The following is a 24,368-nucleotide window of genomic DNA, read 5'->3' on the forward strand; positions in this document are numbered from 1 at the left end:
AGGCTTGCAGCTTGCTTCTGGTCATCGGACAATGCGATCCCGATTAATAAGCGTCAGAACCAAGGTTCTGGCGAATGTGTTGGCTTCTTTAACTTCTCGGTGAGAAAGACGTTATGTATGTATCTCCTGTTCATTTGGGACTGGCTGCAAGAGCCATTGAGAATGGTGGTGTGATTGCCTATCCAACCGAAGCGGTCTGGGGGCTTGGATGTGATCCCTGGAACGATCAGGCTGTGCTGAAGGTACTGCAAATGAAACAGCGGCCTTGGCAGAAGGGACTGATTTTGGTGGCGTCCGATATGATGCAGGTCGCGCCACTGTTGGATCATCTGACCAAAACACAGTTGTCCAAGTTAGAGATGAGTTGGCCGGGGCCTGTCACCTGGGTATTGCCTGATCCTGAAGGCTGGGTTCCTGAGTGGAGTCGTGGTGAGCATGCTTCGGTGGCAATTCGGGTATCGGCACATCCTTTAATTCAACAGCTGTGTGCTCGCATCGGCCGACCTATTATTTCGACCTCTGCTAACCTGGCTGGTCGGGAGCCTGCAAGAACCAAACAGCAGTTAGACGCTCGTCTATACCATTATCTGGATTATGTGATGCCCGGTGAAACGCAGGGGTTGTCGCAACCGTCGGTGATTCGGGATGTGTTAACCGATCAAGTGTACCGGGCTTAATTCAGGACACTGTTCGCTCAGTATCTTCTCTAGACTAAGCATCCGAACACCGAGGATGCTTTTACAACGCGGTTCTGCAGAGTTCTTTTTCTGCGAGGGTTTGCGTACACTAGTTTCAATTTTAATAAATAGACCACCTTTGGGAGTACAACATGACCGATATGGTATCGCGTGTTAAAGAGTTCTTGCTGGATCTACAGGATCGCATCTGTGCTGGATTGGAAGCAGAAGATGGGCAAGCAAAGTTTCAGGAGGAAACCTGGACTCGTGAACAAGGTGGTGGCGGTCGTACTCGGGTTATTGCGGATGGCGCGGTCATCGAGAAAGGCGGCGTAAACTTTTCTCATGTCTTTGGCACTCAGTTGCCAGCGTCGGCTACTGCAAATCGTCCTGAATTGGCAGGCCGCAGTTTTCAGGCGTTGGGTGTGTCATTGGTTATTCATCCGAACAACCCGTATGTACCTACCTCTCACGCCAATGTCCGTTTTTTCATTGCTGAAAAAGAAGGTGAAGAACCGGTCTGGTGGTTTGGCGGAGGTTATGATCTGACGCCGTATTACGGAAATAAAGAGGACTGCCAGTTCTGGCATCAAACGGCTAAAGACGCGTGTGCGTCTTTCGGAGACGAGGTCTATCCAAAATACAAGAAATGGTGCGATGAGTACTTCTATCTGAAGCACCGTGATGAGCCGCGTGGTGTCGGTGGCTTGTTCTTCGATGACCTGAATGAATGGGGCTTCGATAAGAGCTTTGCGTTCATGCAGGCTGTGGGCAACAGCTACATAGAAGCGTACCGTCCTATCGTTGCGCGACGTAAAGACACGCCTTACGGAGAGCGCCAACGTAAGTTCCAATGCTATCGTCGTGGCCGTTACGTGGAGTTCAATCTGGTTTATGACCGAGGCACTATCTTTGGATTGCAGACCGGTGGCCGTACTGAATCCATTTTGATGTCTTTGCCACCCATCGTACATTGGGATTACAACTGGCAGCCGGAATCCGGTACGGAAGAAGCCGAATTGTACGAGGTGTATTTGAAAGATCAGGACTGGGTTTAGATTCCCAAGCGCGAGTAAGGCAGTTGAATGAGTAATAAAGACGTATACGCAGTGATCGGTTCACCGATCAAGCACAGTAAATCGCCCTGGATTCACACCCTGTTTGCCGAAGTGACTCAGGAACCGGTGGAATATAAAGCGGTGTTGGGAAATGAGCAGGACTTTGCCGGATCGGTGGATGCGTTCAGAGCCGAAGGTGGCTTAGGTTTGAACGTAACGGTTCCGTTCAAGCAAGATGCGTTCAATTACGCGACGGAACATTCAGAGCGTGCTAAACGAGCTGGTGCGGTGAATACCCTGGTGTTCCGTGAGGATGGCAGCGTGCTTGCCGACAATACCGATGGAGTTGGTATTGTTCGGGACATTACCAAAAACCACGGCTTTAATATTCAAGGCCAGCGGGTTTTGATCCTGGGGGCCGGAGGTGCGGTACGAGGCATTCTCGAACCTTTGCTGAGTGAACAGCCTTCAGCAGTGGTGATTGCTAACCGAACTGTCAGTAAGGCAGAGGAACTGGCTCAGGACTTCGCTGACTTGGGCTCCGTATCGGCCTGTGGTTTTGTGGATGTTGAAGGTGCGTTTGATTTAATCATCAATGGCACATCCGCCAGCTTGTCCGGTGAACTGCCTCCGGTACCTGAAACCGTGATTCAATCGTCTACCGTATGTTACGACATGATGTACGGCGCCGAGATGACGGTGTTTAATCAGTGGGCGCAAAAACAAGGCGCCAGTCAGGTAATTGATGGTTTGGGGATGTTGGTTGAGCAAGCCGCTGAGTCTTTCTTTATCTGGCGAGGTGTTCGCCCTGACACCACGCCAGTGTTAACGGCGTTAAGAGACAGCCTGAAACAGGGTTGATTGTTTTTAACGCAGGTTCTCTGGCTAACGTATGTTTTCAATAAGAAATGTCTGCCGTTAGCCGGATACACTGAGGAATTAGTCACCTTGATTTGATGAGCCAAGACGGCACTTCTACACTGAAAGAATGTCTTGTGCTTGTAACATTAAATCAATGCGTGAGTGAGCTCAGAGTGGACCTCAAAGCCCATCAGGAAATCGTCCTTCAGCTACTTTTAGCGATTCTTATTTTGGCTTGTTCACGCGCTGGCTTTGCTGAGCCTTTCCTTATTGTCGGTACGCCGGAAGAACCTTTTAAAATGGAGACCTCCGAGAGCATACAGGGCATTGATGTCGATGTGATATCTGAGGTCATGGCGCAACTCGGTGTCGAGTATGACATTCAATTAATTGCCTCCGGTGCCCGAATTATTCGTGAAGCCCAGCAAGGACGAATTGATATGGTACTGAGCTTTTCGTTCAAAGAACCTCGTACTGACTATCTGGTCTATCCCGAGCAGTCTTATAAAGACGTTTCCTGGAACTTCTTCTATCACGAAGACAACTTCGGGCGCTTTCATTACGATCAATTAAGTGATTTGAAGGGGCTTAAGGTGGGCGCTGTGAATGCCTGGGCCTACACCCCGGAATTTTGGCACGCACCCTTCAAGATTGAAGAAGTCAGTAAACACACCTTGTTGTTAGATATGCTATTACATAAGCGGATAGATCTGGCCCCAATGAATCTGGTCGAAACCCGCTATCGCCTCAAACAGCGAGGTTTATCCAACACCTTGCTTTATTTGCCAACTCCGTTGATCAGTCGGCCGTATTTCAATGCGTTTGTGAAATTTTCCAAACACCCCATGATGAAACGTGTTCAGGCTGGGTACGATCAGATCATTCGTCAAATGCGTGAGGATGGTCGAATCAACGAGATTTATTCAGCCTATTTGGGTGAGGTGCCGACGCGAGAGTAGCTCTGAGTTACGACTTTTTGATTGGCTTTAACAAAACTTTCACAAAACCTTCTTATTCTGCGCGCTGACTGACATTCAGACTTTGGACTGATTCTTTCGGTGGTTGCAGTTTTTTGGATACCTCATCAGAGGTATCGGGAAAGAATCAGCGGTAGTTCAATAGCATTCTGTTTGTCGAATTCTGGGAACCATGATTGTTTTGAGGCATTCGATGAGAAACATCCAATCACTTTCGTTAACTCACTTTATCATCTGGACATCCACCGCTTGTGTTTGGGTGCTTTGCCAGATTGCCTTGTTGCTAACCAGTACCAATGTAAATGCACAGCAAGCCTTGCTGGCCTCTGTCTCTCAGTTGGACTTACACCAGTTGCCTGATAACACCGAAACCTGGATTCACATGCAGGGCTCCAACACGGTGGGTGAACGCTTAACCCCGTCCATTGCGGTGGATTTTATGCGTTCTAAAGGCATTGAAAATATCTCCATCACCACAGGTCGTGATCAATACGACAAATACATCAAAGGCGTCAATCCTCAGACGGGGAACTATGTTCAGATTCGTATTGAGTCCTATGGTTCGAGCACCGGCTTCAAAGGGTTGATGAAGGGTACCGCAGACGTTGGTGCATCGTCCCGTCCAATTAAAATGAAAGAAGTCGATAAGCTGAAAAAACTCGGCAACATGCTTTCGAAAGAAGCGGAGCACGTCATTGGCATCGATGGTTTGGCGATCATTGTTCATCCTTCGAATCCCATTAATTCATTGACGGTGGAACAGATTGCACAGTTGTTCAGCGGAGAAATTACCGATTGGTCTGACGTTGGCGGAACCCCGGGCCCAGTAACCATTCATGCCCGTGATAATGAATCGGGAACATGGGATACCTTCAAAAACCTGGTTTTGGCAAAGAAACACAAATTGAGTGCTGACGCAAAACGTTATGTATCGAACGATGAGCTGTCCAGACAAGTCTCTCAAGACCCAACAGCCATCGGCTTTTCCGGATTGAGTTCTGTGGCGAAGAGCAAGCTATTGGCGGTTGCGGATGGTGAAGGGTCGCCAGCTATGTACCCTACCCGGCTGACAGTGGGAACGGAGGATTATCCGTTAGCGCGTCGTTTGTTCTTATATACACCTCCGGCGACAATCAAGCCGATCGTGAATGAATTCCTGCAATTTGCGTTGGGTGAACAAGGACAGTCGCTGGTGGATGAAATTGGTTACGTGTCACTGAATGTTCAGCAACACCAGTTGAATGTGGCGGATGATTTACCTGATTACTATCGCAAAGCGGTGGACGGGGCGGATCGTTTATCGATGAATTTCCGTTTCAAGCACGGCAAGGCGCAATTGGATAACAAAGCTTATGCAGACATTCAGCGCTTGGTGGATTTCATGACCGAGGAAGAACACAAGAACCGAAGTGTGGTTTTGGTGGGCGCATCTGATCCGCGTTTGAAGAATGAATATGCGGTGTTGCTGTCCAAGCTCAGAGCCAAGGTCGTACGCCGTGAGTTGATCAAGCAAGGCATTCCTCGCAGTCGTATTTTGACAGTAGCCAATGGTGCTTTGATGCAAGTAGCAGGCAATGAGTCGTTAACGCAACGGATCAAAAACCGTCGTGTTGAAGTGTGGTTACAGTAAGCCCTCTAGGCAAAAACAGACGTCTTACAAAACGCACCTTCGGGTGCGTTTTGTCGTTCAGAGGTATTTTAATTTAGAGGTGATGCATTATGAGCATTTTTCATAAAAAGCGTTTTCCATGAAGAACATTTTCTATGAAGGACGTTTTCTATGAAGAACGTACGTTAGCTCTCTTCCAAATACTCGTTTTTCAGTTTCACGTAATTACCGGCGGTGTATTTTAAATAGTGAAATTCACTGTCTTTCAGTGGCCTGACTGTTTTTGCCGGGCGACCCATGTAGAGATAACCCGATTCCAGCACCTTTCCTCCGGGCACCAGACTGCCCGCACCGATAATGACATCGTCTTCGACCACGGTGCCATCCATAATCACTGAATCCATACCCACCAAAATACGGTTTCCGAGCGTACAGCCATGCAGTAAAACTCGATGCCCCAGGGTTACATCATCACCGATGTTCAGTGGGTGCCCGTCGGGGTTGTAATCACTGGCGTGGGTAATATGCAGTACTGAGGCATCCTGTATGCTGGTGCGGTTACCTATAGTGATAGCGTGCATATCGCCACGAATAACGGCTGTCGGCCAGACCGAACAATCATCGCCCAGAGTGACATTGCCAATGACCTGAGCACTTGGATCAATCCAGCATTTGGAGCCAAATTTAGGTGTCCAGGTTTTGAAAGAGCGAATGTTGTTTACTGTGGTAACAAGAAAATCCGTTGTCATGAGTCACCGCTTGCGACAGTCATCGTCGTCAGATTTAGGAATTAAATACACCAAGAACAAATACACCATCATACTGGCGATGAAGGCAACCAGTAAGAAAACGGAGAACTGCCGCTTAGTTTCGGAAAAGTCGGCTTGGTCTATCACCTGAGCCAATGAGTAATTGGTATTGGGAATTGGGCCAAAGAATACGGTTTGAGTATTACCGTCTATGCGTATGGTTTGCTGGCCGGTTTTCCCTGCCACCATGTTTCTGCCGAGGCTTTTTAACTCATCCCCCTGTTCCGCCAGGATATTGTGGAGGGTGACAGAGGCCTCATTGATTTTGTTCTTAACGATATTTCCCTGCTTATCCCTGATTACCTGAATGACTTTGTCTGGATTCCAGTGATACCAATAATTTCCATCCTTGGACACCAGCATGAAGCGCGAGGGTGATTTAGGATAGTTGGTTTGGATTTTATCAATCAGCTCAGTGATCTTTTCCCAGGAAATACTGCCGGCAATCAGTCCGACCACTTCCCCCTGGCGATGAATACTGGAGGTGACCAATACTTGTTTTATCCCGGTTGTGTAGGAAATCATCGGATTCGACACATAATCGACTTGTTGATGTTGGGTATTATGACCAACGGTGATGCGCCAATAGTCCCGTTGAGCAATGCTTTTCAGTTCGGCATCCGGGGAGGTGTCATCAAAGCTGCTCAAGTCTTCCAGGAAAGGGTTGCCCGTGGCCGTGGTGTAGTAATGGCTGGACGGCAGGCCCAAAACAAATTTCTCAAAATCCTTATGTTCGCTGGTTAACCTTGATGCTAACAAAGGCTCTATTTCGGGCCAGTGCATACTCTGTAACGTCGGAAGATCGGCCAGTAACCGAACTTCTGATTTTCTGGATTGAATAAAGCTGGCGATTTCTGTGGAAGCGGAATGAAGACGATCCTGATATTTGAGAATTTGTTGTTCGTCCAGAATAGGCAAAAGCAAAGAACGAATCATAAGCAGCCCTGCTGCGACCGCTGCAAGGTGAGCAAGAATGAACCGGGTGGGCTTTGTTCGTTTGGGTTTGGACATGACACTGTGGCGCTTTGTGATCATTATTATTTAGAGTGTAGCAATTTTAGTGCTGCTTATCGGCGTATGGGTTTGAAGCATGAGCAGATTTTTGGGGCCCGAGCCGTTCAATGGTTTGATTAATGGATCGCTTAATCTCTACGATTTCCTGAGGGCCATCAAGGGGAATCGGGGTAAACTGCTCATCCTCTGACTTTTCTTCCAGTGTTTTACTGAGTTGCATTAGAGGTTTGGACAGTTTCTCTGTTAACCACAGCACCAAGGTTACAATGATCAGTAAGGTGATGATGGTAAGAACAAGGAAAATCATTTGGAGGGTGTCTGAGGAAGAGGTAACTGCCGACTTATCCACGTAGGCCGCGATAGAGTAACCGGCATTCTTGATCGGAGCATAGAAGAGATAACCGTCCATATTTAAATGTTCATCTTTGATGTAGTCAGAGCCAGAGACCCCAGCGACCATCTTATTGCCGATGTTACTGAGCTGAACATTCGGCTCTTTAAGGATGTTTCGGATCGTTGTACTGTGCTCGCCAATGTCATCCTTGATCAGTTTACCTTCTTGGATATCTAGGCGAATGATTCTGTCCGGGTCCCAGTGATACCAATAGATGCCGTTACGGGCAATCATCATGAAACGGGTGTGGGATGGAAATTCATCGAGGATCTGATTCTTGGTGTCAGCGACTAAATTGTTGATGGTATCCCAAGGGAGCGCTCCACCAATCAGTCCAACCAACTCTTGCTTTTCATTTAAAATGGAGGAGGCAACCACCACCTGCTTTACACCTGTGGTGTAAGAAATCATCGGATTGGACACATAGGTCACGTCTTGTTTTTGTTTATTTTTCCCTATGGTTTGTTTCCAGTAATCCCGTTTTCTGATGTGTTTTAGCCGCGCATTGGGCGAGGCATCGTCAAAGGTTCGTAATCCCTGTTGATGAGGGTTTCCTCCCGAGGTGTTATAGAAGTAGCCTTCCGGCGTTCCTATGATAAATTTCTCATAAATTTGATTTTGGTGGCTGAGTTTATCCATCAAGAACGGACGCATTTTTGCGAAGTCCATTGAGCGAACGTCTTTCTGTTCAGAATAGAGAGTAATTTCCGCCATCCGGGTGGTAAAGAAACGGTTAATGGACTCAGCGCCTTTTTCAATTGTGGCAACCATCGCACGTCGTTTTAACGAGTGGGTTTCCTCTGCGCCTTGATATAACGCGATCGACATCACCAGAATTAAGGGGATGAGTGATGTGGCTAAAAAGCTGAACAGTAGTTGAGAGCGGATTGTCATTATGATTATAGTGCTAGTGAAAAAGAAACTTTCAGATCTAGTATAGACTCAAACAGGCTATACATTGCCAAATTAAAGCGAAAGTCTCTATTGAAATGCGAACAGTTTGATACCATCTAATGTTTTAGATTCTTTCATCTGGGTCACGCTGTGCCGGGGTATCCACACTTCCAGCATATTGTTTCTAGGTTATAAGCAAGTTAACACGAGCAGGTTATAAATAAAGTTATGTCGAATCCAACGAATCCGTTATTACAAAACCCTGAACTGCCTCAATTTTCGGAAATCAAACCGGCGCACGTACAACCGGCCATTCAACAGCTGATTGAAACCAATGAAAAGAACATCGATGACTTGCTTCAACAGCTGGCTGATGTGACCTGGGACAGCCTGATTGCGACCTCGGATGAGTGGGATGACGTTCTGAGCAAAGCCTGGTCGCCAGTGAGCCACATGAACTCGGTGGTGAACAGCGATGAATTGCGTGATGCCTACAATGCCTGCTTACCGTTATTGTCTGAGTACTCTACCAAGTTAGGCCAGAACCAGACGTTGTTCCAGGCCTACAAAGCGTTATCCGAAAGTGAGCAATTTGCATCGCTGGATACCGCCCAAAAACAAGTGGTGAGCAATGCCTTACGGGATTTCCACCTGTCGGGTGTGGATCTGCCAGAAGAGAAGAAACAACGCTTTTCCGAATTGAAAAAGCAACTGTCTGAACTGACCAGTAAGTTCTCTGAAAACGTGCTGGATGCCACCCATGCCTGGTCTAAGTTAATTTCAGACGTATCTGAGTTGGCGGGCGTACCTGAGTCGGCCTTGGGGTTGATGAAGCAACAAGCGGAGCAAGCGGGCGAAGAAGGTTACCGTCTGACCTTAGACATCCCGGTCTATCTTCCGGTGATGACCTATTGTGAAAATCAGGCGTTGCGGAAAGAAATGTACACCGCCTATGCCACCAAAGCTTCCGATCAAGGGCCGAACGCGGGTGAGTACGACAATACCAGCATCATGTATGACGTTCTGAAATGTCGTAAAGAACTGGCTCAGTTGTTGGGCTTTAACAGCTACGCGGAGCGCTCATTAGCCACCAAGATGGCGGAAAACACCGATCAGGTGGTGGAATTCCTGTTTGATCTGGCTGAGAAGTCCAAACCGGTTGCTGAAAAAGAATTGGAAGAATTGAAGACCTTCGCCAAAGAGAACTTCGGTGTTGAAGAGATGAACCCTTGGGATGTGGGCTTCTATGGCGAGAAACTGAAGCATGCGCGCTACGAAATCAGTCAGGAGCAATTACGTCCGTACTTCCCGTTCCCGAAAGTAGTCTCTGGCATGTTTGAACTGGTTCAGCGCTTGTATGGCATTACCGTTGTTGAAATCACTGAGTTTGATCGCTGGCACGACCAGGTTCACTTCTATGAAATTCAAAAAGAAGGCGAGGCCATCGCGCGTTTCTATCTGGACCCTTACGCCCGTGCGAAAAAACGCGGTGGCGCCTGGATGGATGAATGTCGTGTTCGCCGCCTGCGTCAGGACGGTTCTCTGCAACTGCCGGTGGCTTATCTGGTGTGTAACTTCACACCGCCCGTGGGCGATCAACCCGCGTTGTTGACACACGATGAGGTCACCACCCTCTTCCACGAATTCGGTCACGGCCTGCATCATATGCTGACTCAGATTAATTACTCTGCGGTATCAGGCATTAATGGTGTCGCTTGGGATGCGGTGGAGCTGCCATCTCAATTCATGGAGAACTTCTGCTGGGAAGAAGAAGTGCTGGACTTTATCTCCGGGCATTTTGAAACGGGTGAACCGCTGCCGAAGTCTTTACTCGAAAAAATGTTAGCGGCGAAGAACTTCCAGTCAGGCATGCAGATGGTACGTCAGTTGGAGTTCAGCCTGTTCGATTTCATTCTGCACCGTGACTTCGATGAGAACACCGACATTCTTAACATCTTGAATGAGGTGCGTGAGAAGGTTGCAGTGATTGTCCCGCCGGAATGGCATCGTTTCCCGCACAGTTTCAGCCATATTTTTGCGGGTGGCTATGCGGCCGGTTACTACAGCTACAAGTGGGCAGAAGTGTTGTCAGCCGATGCCTTCAGTCGATTTGAAGAGGAAGGACTGTTCAATGCGGAAGTCGGTCATTCGTTCTTGAATAACATCCTTGAGAAAGGCGGATCGAGCGAGCCGATGGCGTTGTTTGTGGCCTTCCGTGGTCGTAAGCCAACGGTGGATGCGTTATTACGTCACTCAGGGATCACGGCTTAATCCAGAGAGTTGATCTTAAAAGGCGATGGTTAACCATCGCCTTTTTTGTGGCTTCCAGGATCGTGTTTCCAAACATGGTATAATGATCGACGCTTGCTTATGTCGAATTCCTTGGGGTTCGTTACACTGATAGTAGAGTGTCCTTGAAATTAATTAGAGAGAATTATGAAGAAGCGCTTTATCGCCGGTGCGGTTTGTCCTCGCTGTAGTGAAATGGACAAAATTGTGATGTTCACCAACGATGAGGGTGTTCAGAGCAAAGAATGTGTGGCCTGTGGTTTCTCGGAAACCATGAAGGATCTGGAGCAGCAACAAGAGCTGGCGACGCGCGTGACGCCGGAGCAAGAAGCGGTACGTGACGAAGAAGTTCAGGTATTGCAGTTCCATTCCAATCCCCAGTCCAAACATTAATTCCTTCCGAGACGGCAAGGTCGCTTTTGACATTGACCTTGTCGGTTCTCACATCACGTCTGCCTACCAACTTGTTTTACTCTGTTTCCATCACTTAGGAGATGGTTATGAAACAAGAGATTCTAGGCAAGCAAGTACATTATGTGGTTCAAGGATCGGGCGATCCGATGTTGTTCATTCATGGCAACCCTGACACCTCGCATATGTGGCATCGACTCATTAATGAATTGAAGGGTGAGTTTCGTTGTATTGCGCCGGATCTTCCGGGCTATGGTGAGTCTGATGTGCTGGATGGCTTTGATTACTCTCTGGAACAGCAAGCCGAGTACATTGAACGCTTTGTAGCGTCGTTGGAGTTGGATCAGAAAGTCCACCTGGTGGTGCATGATGTTGGCGGATTCTTTGGGTTGGCTTGGGCCGTTACTTATCCGGAACGCATTCGCTCGATTACGGTATTCAATACGGCGTTCACTCCTCAGTACCGCTGGCATAAGCTGGGACGGGTTTGGCGTACTCCGTTGTTGGGTGAGTTCAGCCTAAAGGCGATGAGCAAAGGGGCGTTTATTGCCAGTATTCGTGGCGCTGCACCCAAGTATCCGAAAGAAGACATCATTGCCAGTTTCGATCAATTAACCAAACGTACACACAAGAGTTTGCTGAAACTCTATCGTGCGATGTCGCCTCGTAAATTCAAAGGCTGGGATCAACGACTGCAAGCGCTCAGTCAGCGAGTGCCGGTGCAGGTGTTGTGGGGAGGCAATGACCCTTACATCAAACGTTTCATTGCTCATACCTTTGGGACAAACCAGGTACATTTTTTTGAAGAGAACAGTCATTGGTTACCTGCTGAGCAGCCTGTGCAATCAGCACAATTGATTCGTCGCTTCGTTGCTGACCTTTCTGTTGCTGAACCGTTCGTTGCAGATCAGCAAACTAATGCCTCTGCTTCAGAACCAGCGGCGGTGCTTTGAGTAGTGGCCACTGATCAACCCCATGCCTAAGCTGCGGCTAAACATGAACAGCATCATGCCAAGCCATAATCCGTGGTTGGCCTGTTCAACAGGGAGATCTGCGTAATCAATGATGATCAGCATGGGGATAAACACACCGCAAGTGCTGATCAGCATGACATTTTGCATTGCTCGCACTTTGGTGGCGCCGATAAAAACGCCATCAAAGGTATAGCACCAGGTGCCAATCAACGGCATAAACACCAGCCAGAGTAAGTAATCATGAGCAAGCGTCTGAATGGCTTCAAGGTCGGTCAGCAGGTGTATTAATGCGTCTCCGCCGACACCAAAGGCCATGAATAGAAGTATCGCGGAGGCGCCCGACCACAACAGACTTACTTTAATCACCTTCATGACATAAGGGTGATCCCGTTTGCCACAGGCCTCCCCAACCAATGCTTCGGCACCGTGGGCAAAGCCATCCAGAGCGCTGGAGATCAGTAACAGGAAGGTCAGTAGCACCGCATTAGCGGCGAGGTATGTTTCGCCAAGACGCGCGCCTTGAGACGTAAACAGGGCAAAGGTCAGCAACAGTGTGCCGGTACGCACGAAGATATACCGATTCACCTGGATCATTTCTTTGATTACGATCCAGTTCGGCAGCCAGCCGGAAAGCAAGGGGAATTCCGAAGAATAGCGATTTAGTATAAAGCCCAGCCCAATAGACACTGAGCTGACGTCTGCAGCCAAGGTGGCAATGGCGACACCTTCCACGCCCATTCCCAAATACAACACCAACACTAAATCGAGCAGAATGTTGATTAGGTTAGCTGAGATCAGCATCACCAGCGGCACCTTGGTATTCTGGCGACCGACAAACCAGCCAATGATGCCGTAATTGAGTAACACGAAAGGTGCTCCCAGAATACGCCAATCGGCGTACAGCATGGCGTGGTTAACGACCTGTTGTTGATCTTGTTGCAACGCTTGCGATAAGTGAACGTCGGCGGTGGCTTGTCCGCTCAGCAGTTCCAGGCCAAAGGGAATCCACAGCGACTGTAGCAGAATTAATAATGCACCGGTGGCGATGGCAAACCATGACGAAGATAACAGTAGCTGCAGGATTCTGATCGTGTTCCTCTGCCCTACCGCTTGAGCGGTCATGCCACAGGTGCCCATTCTCAGGAAGCCAAACAACCAGAACACCGAGGTAAACAAGGTGGAGCTTAATGCCACCCCTGCCAGATAGCTGGCGTTGTCGAGATGACCGAGCACAGCGGTATCGACCAGTCCAAGCAGTGGCACCGTGATGTTGCTGAGCATCATCGGCCACGCCAGCTGCCATAATCGGTGATGGAGGGTATGCACGATCGGTTCTACTGCTCCCGAACCACTCGGACCAGACTGTGCGTGATCAAAAACATCAGTCCGGCACTGGTCACAATGGCCGGTCCCGCTGGCAGATCCATATACCAGGAACCTGCTAAGCCGGCGCCAATCGCTAACATGCCAAACAAGGTCGCAAACACCGCCATCTGTTCTGGTGTGTCACTTAATACCCGGGCGATGGCAGGAGGAATGATCAACAGCGAGGTGATCAACAGGATACCGACGATCTTCATTGCCAGGGCAATCACTACGGCAATCATCACCATCAGAATCCATTGCAGCCATTGCACCCGATAGCCTTCGGCAGCCGCCAGTTCGGGTTGCAGGGTAATGGAGAGCAGCCCTTGCCAGAGTCGCACTAATAAGCTGATGATCACCACGGAAAGCCCGAGAATCCAATAGAGATCCATCAGTTCGATAGACAATAAATCACCAAACAAATAGGCCATCAGGTCGATCCGGACATCGTCCAGCAAGGCCGTTACGATCAAGCCCAGCGATAAGGTAGTGTGGGACATAATCCCCAATAAGGTATCCATCGCAATGGTGCGGCTGTGCAGAATCACTAAAGAGGTGGCCAATAGGACACAGCCCGCAGTAACTGCCAACATCAGATTAATTTCGAGCAGCAGACCCATGGCAATCCCCAATAACGCGGAATGTGCCAAGGTATCACCAAAGTACGCCATTTTTCGCCAAACCACGAAACAGCCTAACGGCCCCGTCATCAAGGCAATGCCCAAGCCGCCCAGTAACGCCAATATCATAAACTCAGGCATGGTTGTGTGTTTCTCCGGAAGCAGGTGTCGAGGATTGATGCGCCTTGGAATGGCCGTTTAAACAATCCCCGTGCAAATCGTGTTTGTGATCATGGTGATGGGTGTAATGAGCCAGTGCCGGATGCAAACGTTGTTCGCCAAAGATAGAAATGTATTCATCGCTTTTGGTGACTTCATCCGGGTGGCCCGAACAACAGATGTGGTGATTCAGGCAGAGCACCTGATCGGTGGACGACATCACCAGATGCAGGTCATGGGAGACCATAAACACCCCACAGCCGTATTCGTCGCGAATGGATCGGATAAGATCATAGAGTTCGGCCTGACCGTTGATATCAACGCCCTGGGCCGGCTCATCCAGAATCAGTAAATCCGGCCGATTCAGCATCGCACGGGCTAACAAAACCCGTTGCTGTTCACCGCCGGAAATGGTTTGCAGCGGTGCCGATTGAATGTTGGCAACGCCCACGCGCTGAAGCGCCTGTTCGCGTTGTTCTCGGCTGGTTTTAGGCCCCAACGCGAGAAAACGGTCCACCGTCATGGGCAGGCTTTGTTCGACGTGCATCTTTTGCGGCATGTAGCCGATTTTCAAACCCGGTTGCAGTGACACACGCCCTTTCTGGTATTTCTGTAATCCCAGAATGCAACGAATCAGTGATGATTTTCCTGCGCCATTTGGACCAATCAGCGTGACGATTTGCCCGGCTTCGATCTCAAAATTAATGCTGTCGAGAATGGAACGCTTCTGAATTCGTAATGACAGACCGGATACGGAGAGCAGGCTCATGACTGATGCTCCTCTTCAGTGGATTCACGGCCAGCGGACTGACAGCGCGCATTTTCGGATTGGCACTGAGGACACAGACCATAAATCTCGGTGACGTAGCGTTTCATGCGGAATTTATGATGATCCGAGACGTCTTTAATAACTCGAACGATCTCATCGTTGTCCACTTCTTCCGCCTGTTCGCATTGTTCGCAAATGATGAAGGTGCCCGTGTGGTGTTCTCCCGGCTGGCAGCAACCAATAAAGGCGTTCAGTGAATTAATGCGATGAATTAAGCCTTGTTCCAGTAAAAAGTCCAAGGTTCTATAGACTGTAGGTGGCGTGGCCGAGAAGTCACCGTCTTTGATGAGATCGAGCAATTGGTAGGCCGTGATGGGTTTATGGCTTTGCCAAATCAGCGAGAATACTTGCTCTCGTAATTTGGTGAAGCGAACGCCTTCTTTGTCGCAAAGTTCACGGGCCTGAGACACTGCGGATGATTGGCACTGTTGATGATTATGATGTGAAAACGCCTTTTCCATCTTTCTTCAGCCATGTAAAAAAGTGATAATGTAATACTATAACATTTTAGTTGCGGAATTGAGAGTGTCGAATGCATACGCTGGGGTTTTTAAACGCTATCCGAATCAGGTTACATATCCTGGTTGTTGTCATGATGAGTGTGTTGGCTCAAACCTCGGTGGCGGGTCTGTTCTCTGAGGAGACGGAACCTACGGAGGATCACAAGTTGACGTTGGTGGCCTCTATTCCGCCATTGAAAATGCTGCTCGATGATCTGGTGGGTGATAAGGCCACCATTGAGCTGATCAGTCAGAATGGCTCGCCTCACCATAAGGTAATGCGCCCATCGGATGTGGCTAAGCTGAACTCTGCCGATATGATTGTGTGGGTTGGGCCGGAGCTTGAGCAATACCTGGTTCGATTTGTCGGTCGTTATGCAGGCAAAACCTTGTCGATGATTGAAACGGCGTCGGATGAAGCGCTTCATCACTTTGACAATGTGCACCATTCGGAACATGTCCATCAACATCATGATCACGACCAGCATTCCACGTTAGATCCTCATCTTTGGTTAAATCCGTTGGCGGTGAAAGAAACGGGCAAGGCGATCATTGAACGGATCAGTCAATTGGATGCGGCCAATGCGTCGTTCTATCAGACGCGTTATCAGGCTTTGGTTGACGCCATTGATACGTCTATTGTGGTGTGGCAAAAGCAACTGATGCCGTTAAAGGGCAAAGCGTATTTTGTTTATCATGATGCCTATGGCTACTTGGAAAGCACCTTGGGTATTGAGAGTTTGGCGGTATTGACGGTGAACCCAGGCGTAAAACCGAGTGCTAAGAAATTGGGGCAATTGGCTCAACAACTGAAGGGTGTTGAGGCTGCTTGTGTGTTCTACGAGCCTGAGTTTCAACAAATTCGCTTGGACCGTGTTACGGATGCCCGGCTTGAGTATTACTTGCTAAATCCATTGGGCGTTGTCGGAGAACAGTCAGCATCCGGTCGATTGCATTACATCGAGTTTATGGCTCGTCTGGTCGATGGCTTTGGCGAATGTCTGTCTCGTCTTCCATAATTTTCTACACTTATACTATGAATTGTAGACGGACTATGAGTTGTAGACGGACTATGAGCTATAAGTGGATTATGGGCGGTAAGTGGATATTGAATAGGTTGGGAATAAAACATGTGGATGAGTCGTAGGTTACCACTGGGTCGTGTTCTGGCCACCTTAATGCTGAGTTTGAGTCTGGTGTCGGGTGTTTGGGCCCTGCCAAAAGAGATTGAACTGGATCGCTTAATGCTCGGCGTGGAAACGGCCATCTCCGAGCAGCAGTGGGACAAAGCCAATGCCCGCTTGATTGCTGCCCAAGCGTTGGATGATGAGATGCCCGCCGTGTTTTATTTCTATCGCGGACAAGTGTCCTCGCAGCTCGGTGAATATGCAGAAGCGAAGCAAGCGTTAGAACGGTATTTGGAGCGGGAAGGCAAAGACGGTAGCCATTACCGTGCGAGCTTAATGTTGCTTAATCAGCTGGAAGAGAAAGAGCAAAAACAAGCTCAGGAACAAATTCGAAGTGCTTCAGCTACTCAGCTGGTCTTACAGGACGCGGCGCATACCGATTACATTGAACAACTTAAGACCCTGTATCTGGTAGAGTCGCCACAGGAAGCGCTTGAATTGCACATCAATACCCTGCTTTCCAATCACAGATACATTCCTGGTCGCTATCGCAGCGATCGGAAATGGATGGGCAGCCTTTATCAGATTCAGACCCACAGAGGCGAGATCGCGGTGCTGGAAAAACGTGCCAACCCGAAAGGGGGTTACAGCCTGAATCAGAGTCAGGTGTCCATCTATGGGGTGAACCCTTATGTTGGTGTGAGCTGTGACAGTGTCGGTGATCAGTGCTGGATTAAACACCCTGAGACCGGAAAGCAGTGGTTAGAGCTGGAAGCCAATTCCAAAGCGGCGGAAAGCATTGCGGAAGCCTTTTCTCATTTATTACGTCAAATGCAAGGCGGCTGATCTTTTTGGTGCAGTCGCTCTATCTCAGCTTATTTCTCACCCTCTAGTTGCAGACGTTTCTCTTCTCTGACGGCGCTTTTGTAAGGCGTTGTCAGTACTCTCTGTAAGACATTGACCTTTCTTGGTTTTAGTCAAGAAAACTTCATATTTCCTACCTATATTGTGGCTGTCTAAAGATTAACCACATCGGTGCATAAACGGTTAGCCTTGTTCAAAATGAGTTCGTTTTTTGATCAGTCAGAGAAGCGGAAAAACGAGCAAATTTTACCCAATTTATTGAAAATCAAAGGGAAAATATTTTTGGGTACGGCTGATGCGTAGGTAACGATGTCAAAATTCTTAATATCTCAGGAGATACAATCATGATGGATGAAAGCAGCTTTGTTGTTTGCCTAGCCTCAACTGAAACCGAACGCGAAAGCATGCGTGCCTTAAAAGACTACTTTGAAGGTATGTATTTCGCTAACTAAAAACGGATCGTTCTAGACACGGAACTTTGAGCATGAATGCTCACTTTTAGATTCCACGCTATACAACCCACTCGCCGTCACCTGTTGACGGCTTTTTTACGCCTAATTGCTGTCAATATCGCCCTCTGAGGCACGTTAGCTTTTGATTTATATCACTTAGCCTGCCATTATTCCGTGCTTAGATAGCCTGGTCGAATAAGAGGTTGAACGATAATGGTAGGCAGTGCACAGCAAACGAATCATTTCGATGTATTGATTGTTGGGGGAGGAATGGTTGGCAGTGCCATCGCTTGTCGATTGGGGCAAGTCGGCATGAAAGTCGCTGTTTTTGATCGTTCGAATCCGAACGAATTTTCTCAGGAGCAAACCCCTGACCTGAGAGTGTCTGCATTGAGCCCTGCTTCCATCGAGTTACTGCAAAAAGTGAAGGCGTGGCAGAACATTGAAGCCATGCGTTATGCGCCCTATCAACGTATGGCGGTTTGGGAAAAGCTAAGTAACCCAATCACAGGTAAAGAGATCCCGACCCGTTTGAACCGCACCGAGTTTGATGCTCAGGAATTAAATGAGCCAATGTTGGGTGTGATCGTCGAAAACCGTATTACTCAGCTAGCCCTGCATCAGCAAATGGCGGAACTGGATAGCGTTGAATTAATTGTGCCTGCGGACGTAGCGTCCATAGAGATTGATGATCAGGTGCGTATTGAACTGGCTGATGGTCAGGTATTCACCGGTGAATTGCTGGTGGGTGCGGATGGCGCCAACTCCATGGTCAAACAATGGGCGGGGATAGGTACCGAAGCCAAGCCGTACGAACAGCACGCGATGGTGATTACGGTGAAATATCAAGGTCGTCAGGAAGACATTACCTGGCAGGGTTTCACTTCAACCGGGCCGGAAGCGTTTCTGCCGTTACCGGACATTAACGGTGAACATTATGGCTCTCTGGTATGGTACAACCTGCCGGAAAACATCGAGTCGCTGATGACGCTGAACGATGAGCCGTTCAAAAACAAGCTACAACGTAGTTTCCCGGATGATTTACCGGAAGTGACTGAGGTTCTGGAGCGAGGCAGCTTCCCGCTGATCCGACGCCATGCCGAGCGTTACTGTCAAAACCGTTTGGTGTTGGCGGGTGATGCAGCACATACCATTAACCCGTTGGCCGGACAAGGCGTTAACCTGGGCTTTCAGGATGTGAATACCTTAACGTCGATCATTATTGAAGCGCGTGATAAAGGTCAGGCCTATTGGGGTGCTGAGGTACTGCAACAGTATGAGCGTGTTCGTCGTCCGCAAAATGCCATGATGATGCGGATTATGGATCTCTTCTATCACACCTTCAGTAACGACATCGTGCCTGTGAAGATGGCAAGAAACCTTGGATTAAGCGTTGCCGGTCGGTTTGTGTTTGGTCAGAAAATGGTGATGAAATACGCCATGGGCTTGGTGAATGTCTGGCCTGAAACCTTACCTAAGGTTCCGTTAGTTACCGATTTACTTCCGACCTCGTTACCTACACCCGAGGATGTTAAAGCGAAATTGTCGAGCATCCCTTCCCCTAAAGCCTTATGGGATCAGTTACGTCGTTCTTAAGATTTTTATTTCTAATATTTATATTTTTAAGAACGTATCGTCACAAACCGATGTTCCGCCCTTCTCTTAACAGGGTCGGTGCATCGGTTTCTACTCTTATTTCAGTTTCTACTCTCACTTCATTTTTCCTGCTTGTTGTCTTTATGATAACCGCTGTCATTATGACATCTCTGATATGTAGTCATTAAGACATTGTCTTTTATTAAAATCCAATAAAAACAATAGGATAGAGTTTGGCACAACTCTTGGAATAGTTCGTTGTCTCGATTTCGTAGGAGGGAATTAGACAATGAACAAAACTACTCTTCTTTCTTTAGTCATTCTTTATGGCGCAGCAACCGTCGGTTATGCCGACGAAGTGGTTGGTCGGGCACCTGATAATCTGGTGGGTCAAACGCTGGGTGGCTGGTCTGGTTTTTTAGTCGGCGGCGCAATGGCTGGCCCCATCGGAGCGCTGGCGGGTGGGTTGAGTTTTGCCTGGATTGGCGGTGAGGTTCAAGCTGAAACCGGGCTTAGCGCACAAGCCTATCAAGTTAAAGACACGCAAGGTGAGGTCTCAGTGGTTCGCTCTCCGAATCGCCAATGGCAGACCGGCGATCACGTGCTGGTCAAAGGACGTCGTTTATACCCTGTGTCAGATTCATCACTCACAAGCCGTTCATTGTGATCTCTTTTTAACTTGCTAGCTCGGAATTTTTTAATGATTACACAACAACAAAGAACCCTAATAGATCAGACTCTGCCAGCGGTGGAAGCGAATGCCTTAAAGATTACCTCAACCTTTTATCCTTTGATGTTTGGTCGTTATCCACAGGTATTAAATTACTTTAACCAAGCCAATCAGGCGCGAGGCACTCAGCGTCATGCATTGGCGAATGCGGTCGTTACTTACGCTAAGCATTTGGATGCACTGGACAAATTGGGCGAACGTGTAAGTTTGATTGCTCATAAACATTGTTCATTGGGGATTAAGCCTGAACATTACCCGATCGTCGGGGAATGTTTATTGGCGGCCATTGCTGAGGTACTGGGCGATGCAGTGAATGATGACATTCTTAATGCGTGGGGGGCAGCTTATCAGCAGCTTGCTAATATCCTGATTGATGTGGAGCGAGACATTTATCAGCGACAACACCAACGGACGGGTGGCTGGGAAGGTTTTGAAGGCTTTACCGTCATCGGAAAAGTCGCAGAAAGTGAGGTCATCACCTCATTAGTGTTGCAAGCCAAGGATCAACGCATCATTGATTTTGAGCCGGGCCAATACATCACGCTGCTAAAAGCTTTTGATGGTTTGGAGCATAGACGCAATTACAGCCTTTCAGACAAACCGGGTAAAACCACTCTGCGAATCAGCGTAAAACGTGAAACGGACGGCGTCTGGTCCAACCACTTGCATGATGAGGTATCCGTGGGGGATGTGCTTCAAATCTCGGCCCCTTACGGTGATTTCGTGCTCAGAGACAGTCACAAGCCGATGGTGCTGGTCACTGCCGGAGTCGGGATTACTCCGGCCATTTCGATGTTGGCGGCGGCGATTTCCAGTCATCAGGTAGCAGGTCGGGATATTCACTTTATTCATTGTGCCCGAAACGGGGCTCATCATGCGTTTGACGATTATGTTCAACAGGTGGAAGAGATGTATCCCGAGGTGACGAAGACCTTTATTTACAGTGATCCCACCGATGAAGACATCAGGGGTGAACAAGGCTCTGCCGATGCGTTTGGGTTGCTGAACGAATCACACCTGCAACAACATCTGGGCTCTGAGCGAGATGTGGAATGCTATGTGTTAGGTCCCAAACCTTTTATGCACTGCGTTTTGGGTATGGCATCAAGACTTGGAATTCCTGACTCGCAAGTGCACTACGAGTTCTTTGGACCATTGGAAGAAATTCAGCCAGTGAGTTCAGGAAGTGATCAGCGCGCCGAGTTATCGGTGGCCTGATGTGTTTTCATTGGGAGAGACGCAGAGACCATTCTGCTCTCTCCCTCTGATTTATCGATATTGAGTCTATCTTCCTATTGAAGAATGAATGCATTACGCGAACTCAAACGACCTACATAATGTGAGAGAGACTAGGCATGAACTATGAGACTTTGTTGAGGTGTTCGAATCGAATGATGGTGATTTCGTTGGTGTTGTTTTTGGGGTCGTTATTCTGCGCCTTTGTTTTACCCCTACCGTCGTTTGCGCTTACTATTGTGGCTCATCTATCTAATATTGTATTAGCAACCCTTTTCAAATTTAGTTACATCGCACGACTGATTGCCCAGAAAGAGCTGGGTTTGACATTGCGATGAATAAGGAATCTTAGTGACGGCTTCTTTGTATCAGGTCTTGGCTGAAATTCTTGGTGATTTATCCAAGCATATGAGCAGCGATAAGCGCTATCAAAAACTCTTGAAAGCCTGGTTAGAGCTGGTGCCAAGTGACGCCTGTGCGTTATTAAAGTTGGAGGGTGAGAAGCTCATCCCCTGTGCGGTAAAGGGGTTTGGACAGGATTTGATCGGCCGCCAGTTTCGGGTGTCTGAACATCCGAGATTAGCAACGATACTGCATAGCCGTCAGTATGTGCGTTTTGATCTGAATTCGGATTTACCCGACCCTTACGATGGTTTGATTCCTACCGACGATGGTTTGCTGCACGTTCACGATTGCATGGGCGCATCTTTATACATCGATGATCAGCCGTGGGGAGTGATTACACTGGATGCCTTGATTCCCGGCACCTTTGATCAAGTGGACCCGATGTTGTTACACACCTTGGTGCGTATTACCGAAGCGGCGATCAAGACGGCCGATCTGATCGAGAGTCTGGAGCGGAAAGCCGAACATCAAACGCAAGTGGTTCGGGCCATTTCGGATCAACATCATGAGCATCAAATGATTGGTCGTAGCCCGGCGTTTGTTCAACTTCAGCAGGATATTAAAACCGTTGCTGAGTCCGATCTGACGGTATTGATTACTGGCGCTACCGGAGTTGGCAAAGAGTTGGTGGCTCAGAGCATTCATCATCAGTCGTCACGTCATCAACAGGCAATGGTGGCAGTGAACTGTGCGGCCTTACCGGAGCATCTGGTCGAGAGTGAGTTGTTTGGTCATGTCTCGGGCGCGTTTTCCGGCGCCTCCAAGAACCGCAGTGGTAAGTTTGAGTTGGCCGATGGTGGGACGCTCTTTTTGGATGAAGTGGGTGAGTTACCTTTGGCAGTTCAGGCGAAACTGTTAAGGGCCATTCAGCAAGGTGAAATTCAGCGCGTCGGGGCCGATCAGACCTTCAAAGTGGATGTTCGTATTGTTGCTGCGACCAATCGGGACTTATCTGTGGAAGTGGCAGAAGGTCGATTTCGGGCAGACTTGTTTCATCGGTTAAGCATCTATCCCATTGCGGTGCCGAATCTGGCGGATCGACGAGAGGATATTGGACCGCTGGCCGGGTATTTTCTCAGCCAGTTTCAACGCAAGTTGGGGAACATTACCTTGGCGTTGAATGCTCAGGCAGAACACGCTCTGTACCAATATCAATGGCCGGGTAATATTCGTGAGTTAGAGCATTTGTTGCATCGGGCATCGTTAAAAGCCTTTTCTAATCGAGCCCAGGCGGAGCGTATTGTTGAGATTGAACTGAAACATTTGGATCTGGATGTGACGGAGGTGCCTGTATCCATGCCTTCCTCTGCCGTTGATGAAGCACTTCCACAAGAGATTTTGCCGCTGAAAGATTGGGTGGATGTGTCACAGCGCCAATACATTACTCAGTTGTTGACTCGGTTTGGGGGTAATAAATCAAAAACCGCCCAAGCGCTGGGCGTTGATCGGGGAAATTTTCATCGGTTGTTAAAGCGTTTAGGCCTGAGCTGAGAGGGACTTATTCAGAGGTTCCCTAGGGCTTCAGTTATGTTGAGCATAGAAGTCAGCCTGAACCGCTTCCATCTCTGTTGAGTCTCGTACTTCTGCCAAGGTTTCCCAAAGTAATTCTACAAAGTCAGGATGTGACCGAACCAGCTTAAAGGAGAGCATTAGGTAATAGGGCTTGCTGGATATAGGGATCGGATATTTCTCGATGGCGTCGGCAAGTTCTGGATTTTGTTTGAGGATTTGATCCGCCCGATCTGTTTGTAAGGCTGTTCCTGCCACTCTTGCTTCTTTCACTTTAATCAGATTCGCCATGGGCCCCTGAAACTCTACCACCGGAATGCCCAGTGCAGTGAGCCGGTCGCCAATTGAAAAGCCGTTCTGGATGGAAATTTCACCGGTTAAATTAATAAAGGTTTCACCATTCCATCCCAGGTCTGAATTTTTGGGAATATACAGAGAATAGCCGGAGGTGTGAATTCGTCGGTTGGCGTCGAGATTACCTTTCAGGGTTACCGGAAATCGCCCCATGTGTAGTCGCTCTTGCTTATAGCTGGCAGCAAATGCGCCGTCTACTTTGCTGAGTTCCAGATGGTGAAGGCAGCGCTTCCAGGGCAAGGCAATGTAGTCGATATCAATGTTCAGTTTTTGACTGACCTGCGTTAACAGTTCTATGTCCAGGCCCTGGGATTCACCGTCAACGGTCATTACCCAGGGAAATGCCTGTTCGTTTTCATGACAGAAGAGCAGTTGTGATGGGCTTTGAATATGCTCATCAGCGATCACGGACGAAGGGCATGTCAGAGTGACCATGAGCATAAGAGAAAGGCTGCTCCAAATGCGCTGTTTCATAACCCGTCGATGATCCTGAGATGGATGGAATAACGAAGTGTTAATTAACCTATACCTGAATGATAAACGTCTGAATAACCAGCTTCTGATGATCAGGTACCTGAATATCAAGTATAGGTAATGCGCTGACTTTGGATGGCCGTTGGTCGAAATTCTGTATTTCAGGCTGGCGACGGAAGCT

General features: G+C 48.4%; 22 protein-coding genes. 14 read left to right on the plus strand and 8 right to left on the minus strand.

Annotated features, from left to right (window positions below; translation table 11 throughout):
- The first annotated feature begins 113 nt into the window (after nucleotides 1-113).
- From tsaC to QQL66_RS17285, 5 genes are all read left to right on the plus strand, one after another.
- Nucleotides 114-677 carry an L-threonylcarbamoyladenylate synthase type 1 TsaC gene (gene tsaC, locus QQL66_RS17265; protein ID WP_284383110.1) on the plus strand — a complete coding sequence of 188 codons (564 nt, stop codon included), beginning with the start codon at nucleotides 114-116 and terminating at the stop codon, nucleotides 675-677.
- Between the two features lie 152 nt (nucleotides 678-829).
- The gene (hemF, locus tag QQL66_RS17270) at nucleotides 830-1,735 is read left to right on the plus strand and encodes an oxygen-dependent coproporphyrinogen oxidase (protein WP_284383111.1); all 906 of its coding nucleotides are present in this window, start codon (nucleotides 830-832) and stop codon (nucleotides 1,733-1,735) included.
- 27 nt (nucleotides 1,736-1,762) lie between these two features.
- Entirely contained in the window at nucleotides 1,763-2,596 is an 834-nt protein-coding gene (aroE, locus tag QQL66_RS17275; RefSeq protein ID WP_284383113.1) for a shikimate dehydrogenase, read from the plus strand.
- 134 nt (nucleotides 2,597-2,730) lie between these two features.
- Nucleotides 2,731-3,555: a substrate-binding periplasmic protein gene (locus QQL66_RS17280; RefSeq protein WP_284383114.1), complete on the plus strand. Its 825-nt coding sequence runs from the start codon at nucleotides 2,731-2,733 to the stop codon at nucleotides 3,553-3,555.
- 211 nt (nucleotides 3,556-3,766) lie between these two features.
- Nucleotides 3,767-5,203, plus strand: coding sequence for a substrate-binding domain-containing protein (locus QQL66_RS17285; protein ID WP_284383115.1), 1,437 nt, complete (start codon nucleotides 3,767-3,769; stop codon nucleotides 5,201-5,203).
- Between the two features lie 164 nt (nucleotides 5,204-5,367).
- Here QQL66_RS17285 and QQL66_RS17290 read toward each other — a convergent pair whose 3' ends face one another.
- The 3 genes from QQL66_RS17290 to QQL66_RS17300 are packed head-to-tail and all read right to left on the minus strand — an operon-like array spanning nucleotide 5,368 to nucleotide 8,293.
- Nucleotides 5,368-5,931 (minus strand): gamma carbonic anhydrase family protein, encoded by a 564-nt coding sequence (locus tag QQL66_RS17290; protein ID WP_284383116.1) that lies wholly within the window; start codon nucleotides 5,929-5,931, stop codon nucleotides 5,368-5,370.
- Between the two features lie 3 nt (nucleotides 5,932-5,934).
- Nucleotides 5,935-7,002: a cache domain-containing protein gene (locus tag QQL66_RS17295; protein ID WP_284383117.1), complete on the minus strand. Its 1,068-nt coding sequence runs from the start codon at nucleotides 7,000-7,002 to the stop codon at nucleotides 5,935-5,937.
- Nucleotides 7,003-7,048: 46 nt separating this feature from the next.
- On the minus strand, nucleotides 7,049-8,293 hold the full coding sequence (locus tag QQL66_RS17300) for a cache domain-containing protein (protein WP_284383119.1): 1,245 nt from the start codon (nucleotides 8,291-8,293) through the stop codon (nucleotides 7,049-7,051).
- A 228-nt stretch (nucleotides 8,294-8,521) separates the two neighbouring features.
- On the opposite strand from QQL66_RS17300, the gene prlC reads away from it, so the two are divergent.
- The 3 genes from prlC to QQL66_RS17315 all read left to right on the plus strand — a co-directional run bounded on the left by prlC (nucleotide 8,522) and on the right by QQL66_RS17315 (nucleotide 11,946).
- Complete coding sequence (gene prlC, locus QQL66_RS17305) at nucleotides 8,522-10,564, plus strand: oligopeptidase A (protein ID WP_284383121.1); 2,043 nt, start codon at nucleotides 8,522-8,524, stop codon at nucleotides 10,562-10,564.
- 165 nt (nucleotides 10,565-10,729) lie between these two features.
- Nucleotides 10,730-10,975 (plus strand): YheV family putative zinc ribbon protein, encoded by a 246-nt coding sequence (locus QQL66_RS17310; protein WP_284383122.1) that lies wholly within the window; start codon nucleotides 10,730-10,732, stop codon nucleotides 10,973-10,975.
- A 107-nt stretch (nucleotides 10,976-11,082) separates the two neighbouring features.
- Nucleotides 11,083-11,946: an alpha/beta fold hydrolase gene (locus QQL66_RS17315; RefSeq protein WP_284383123.1), complete on the plus strand. Its 864-nt coding sequence runs from the start codon at nucleotides 11,083-11,085 to the stop codon at nucleotides 11,944-11,946.
- Here QQL66_RS17315 and QQL66_RS17320 read toward each other — a convergent pair.
- The 4 genes from QQL66_RS17320 to QQL66_RS17335 all read right to left on the minus strand — a co-directional run bounded on the left by QQL66_RS17320 (nucleotide 11,923) and on the right by QQL66_RS17335 (nucleotide 15,401).
- Nucleotides 11,923-13,230, minus strand: a complete 1,308-nt coding sequence (locus QQL66_RS17320) for an MATE family efflux transporter (protein WP_431356923.1) — start codon at nucleotides 13,228-13,230, stop codon at nucleotides 11,923-11,925. The two genes, QQL66_RS17315 and QQL66_RS17320, sit on opposite strands and share 24 nt — an antisense overlap.
- Nucleotides 13,231-13,301: 71 nt before the next feature.
- Complete coding sequence (locus QQL66_RS17325) at nucleotides 13,302-14,093, minus strand: metal ABC transporter permease (protein WP_284383124.1); 792 nt, start codon at nucleotides 14,091-14,093, stop codon at nucleotides 13,302-13,304.
- Nucleotides 14,086-14,880 carry a zinc ABC transporter ATP-binding protein ZnuC gene (gene znuC, locus QQL66_RS17330; protein ID WP_284383125.1) on the minus strand — a complete coding sequence of 265 codons (795 nt, stop codon included), beginning with the start codon at nucleotides 14,878-14,880 and terminating at the stop codon, nucleotides 14,086-14,088. Before znuC ends, QQL66_RS17325 begins: the two co-directional genes overlap by 8 nt.
- On the minus strand, nucleotides 14,877-15,401 hold the full coding sequence (locus QQL66_RS17335) for a Fur family transcriptional regulator (protein WP_284383126.1): 525 nt from the start codon (nucleotides 15,399-15,401) through the stop codon (nucleotides 14,877-14,879). Before QQL66_RS17335 ends, znuC begins: the two co-directional genes overlap by 4 nt.
- A 131-nt stretch (nucleotides 15,402-15,532) precedes the next feature.
- Here QQL66_RS17335 and QQL66_RS17340 point away from each other — a divergent pair, with 131 nt between their 5' ends.
- The 6 genes from QQL66_RS17340 (at nucleotide 15,533) to norR (ending at nucleotide 23,341) form a co-directional block, all read left to right on the plus strand.
- Complete coding sequence (locus QQL66_RS17340; protein ID WP_284383129.1) at nucleotides 15,533-16,459, plus strand: metal ABC transporter solute-binding protein, Zn/Mn family; 927 nt, start codon at nucleotides 15,533-15,535, stop codon at nucleotides 16,457-16,459.
- Nucleotides 16,460-16,576: 117 nt separating this feature from the next.
- Nucleotides 16,577-17,413, plus strand: a complete 837-nt coding sequence (locus tag QQL66_RS17345) for a tetratricopeptide repeat protein (protein WP_284383130.1) — start codon at nucleotides 16,577-16,579, stop codon at nucleotides 17,411-17,413.
- A gap of 683 nt (nucleotides 17,414-18,096) precedes the next feature.
- Nucleotides 18,097-19,479 carry an FAD-dependent monooxygenase gene (locus tag QQL66_RS17350; protein WP_284383132.1) on the plus strand — a complete coding sequence of 461 codons (1,383 nt, stop codon included), beginning with the start codon at nucleotides 18,097-18,099 and terminating at the stop codon, nucleotides 19,477-19,479.
- 289 nt (nucleotides 19,480-19,768) lie between these two features.
- Nucleotides 19,769-20,146, plus strand: a complete 378-nt coding sequence (locus QQL66_RS17355) for a hypothetical protein (RefSeq protein ID WP_284383133.1) — start codon at nucleotides 19,769-19,771, stop codon at nucleotides 20,144-20,146.
- Between the two features lie 33 nt (nucleotides 20,147-20,179).
- Nucleotides 20,180-21,427 (plus strand): NO-inducible flavohemoprotein, encoded by a 1,248-nt coding sequence (hmpA, locus tag QQL66_RS17360; protein ID WP_284383135.1) that lies wholly within the window; start codon nucleotides 20,180-20,182, stop codon nucleotides 21,425-21,427.
- 369 nt (nucleotides 21,428-21,796) lie between these two features.
- Nucleotides 21,797-23,341, plus strand: a complete 1,545-nt coding sequence (gene norR, locus QQL66_RS17365; protein WP_284383136.1) for a nitric oxide reductase transcriptional regulator NorR — start codon at nucleotides 21,797-21,799, stop codon at nucleotides 23,339-23,341.
- A gap of 30 nt (nucleotides 23,342-23,371) precedes the next feature.
- On the opposite strand, the gene QQL66_RS17370 is transcribed toward norR, so the two are convergent.
- On the minus strand, nucleotides 23,372-24,187 hold the full coding sequence (locus QQL66_RS17370; protein ID WP_284383139.1) for a substrate-binding periplasmic protein: 816 nt from the start codon (nucleotides 24,185-24,187) through the stop codon (nucleotides 23,372-23,374).
- Between the last annotated feature and the right edge of the window lie 181 nt (nucleotides 24,188-24,368).

It is taken from the genome of Litoribrevibacter albus (assembly GCF_030159995.1).
In the GTDB taxonomy this organism is placed as follows: Bacteria; Pseudomonadota; Gammaproteobacteria; order Pseudomonadales; family Litoribrevibacteraceae; genus Litoribrevibacter; species Litoribrevibacter albus.

Coding starts and splice junctions, on each gene's coding strand:
- tsaC (WP_284383110.1), top strand. CDS start 114: ATGTATGTATCTCCTGTTCATTTGGGACTGGCTGCAAGAGCCATTGAG.
- hemF (WP_284383111.1), top strand. CDS start 830: ATGACCGATATGGTATCGCGTGTTAAAGAGTTCTTGCTGGATCTACAG.
- aroE (WP_284383113.1), top strand. CDS start 1,763: ATGAGTAATAAAGACGTATACGCAGTGATCGGTTCACCGATCAAGCAC.
- QQL66_RS17285 (WP_284383115.1), top strand. CDS start 3,767: ATGAGAAACATCCAATCACTTTCGTTAACTCACTTTATCATCTGGACA.
- QQL66_RS17290 (WP_284383116.1), bottom strand. CDS start 5,931: ATGACAACGGATTTTCTTGTTACCACAGTAAACAACATTCGCTCTTTC.
- QQL66_RS17295 (WP_284383117.1), bottom strand. CDS start 7,002: ATGTCCAAACCCAAACGAACAAAGCCCACCCGGTTCATTCTTGCTCAC.
- QQL66_RS17300 (WP_284383119.1), bottom strand. CDS start 8,293: ATGACAATCCGCTCTCAACTACTGTTCAGCTTTTTAGCCACATCACTC.
- prlC (WP_284383121.1), top strand. CDS start 8,522: ATGTCGAATCCAACGAATCCGTTATTACAAAACCCTGAACTGCCTCAA.
- QQL66_RS17310 (WP_284383122.1), top strand. CDS start 10,730: ATGAAGAAGCGCTTTATCGCCGGTGCGGTTTGTCCTCGCTGTAGTGAA.
- QQL66_RS17315 (WP_284383123.1), top strand. CDS start 11,083: ATGAAACAAGAGATTCTAGGCAAGCAAGTACATTATGTGGTTCAAGGA.
- QQL66_RS17325 (WP_284383124.1), bottom strand. CDS start 14,093: ATGCCTGAGTTTATGATATTGGCGTTACTGGGCGGCTTGGGCATTGCC.
- znuC (WP_284383125.1), bottom strand. CDS start 14,880: ATGAGCCTGCTCTCCGTATCCGGTCTGTCATTACGAATTCAGAAGCGT.
- QQL66_RS17335 (WP_284383126.1), bottom strand. CDS start 15,401: ATGGAAAAGGCGTTTTCACATCATAATCATCAACAGTGCCAATCATCC.
- QQL66_RS17340 (WP_284383129.1), top strand. CDS start 15,533: ATGATGAGTGTGTTGGCTCAAACCTCGGTGGCGGGTCTGTTCTCTGAG.
- QQL66_RS17345 (WP_284383130.1), top strand. CDS start 16,577: ATGAGTCGTAGGTTACCACTGGGTCGTGTTCTGGCCACCTTAATGCTG.
- QQL66_RS17350 (WP_284383132.1), top strand. CDS start 18,097: ATGGTAGGCAGTGCACAGCAAACGAATCATTTCGATGTATTGATTGTT.
- QQL66_RS17355 (WP_284383133.1), top strand. CDS start 19,769: ATGAACAAAACTACTCTTCTTTCTTTAGTCATTCTTTATGGCGCAGCA.
- hmpA (WP_284383135.1), top strand. CDS start 20,180: ATGATTACACAACAACAAAGAACCCTAATAGATCAGACTCTGCCAGCG.
- QQL66_RS17370 (WP_284383139.1), bottom strand. CDS start 24,187: ATGAAACAGCGCATTTGGAGCAGCCTTTCTCTTATGCTCATGGTCACT.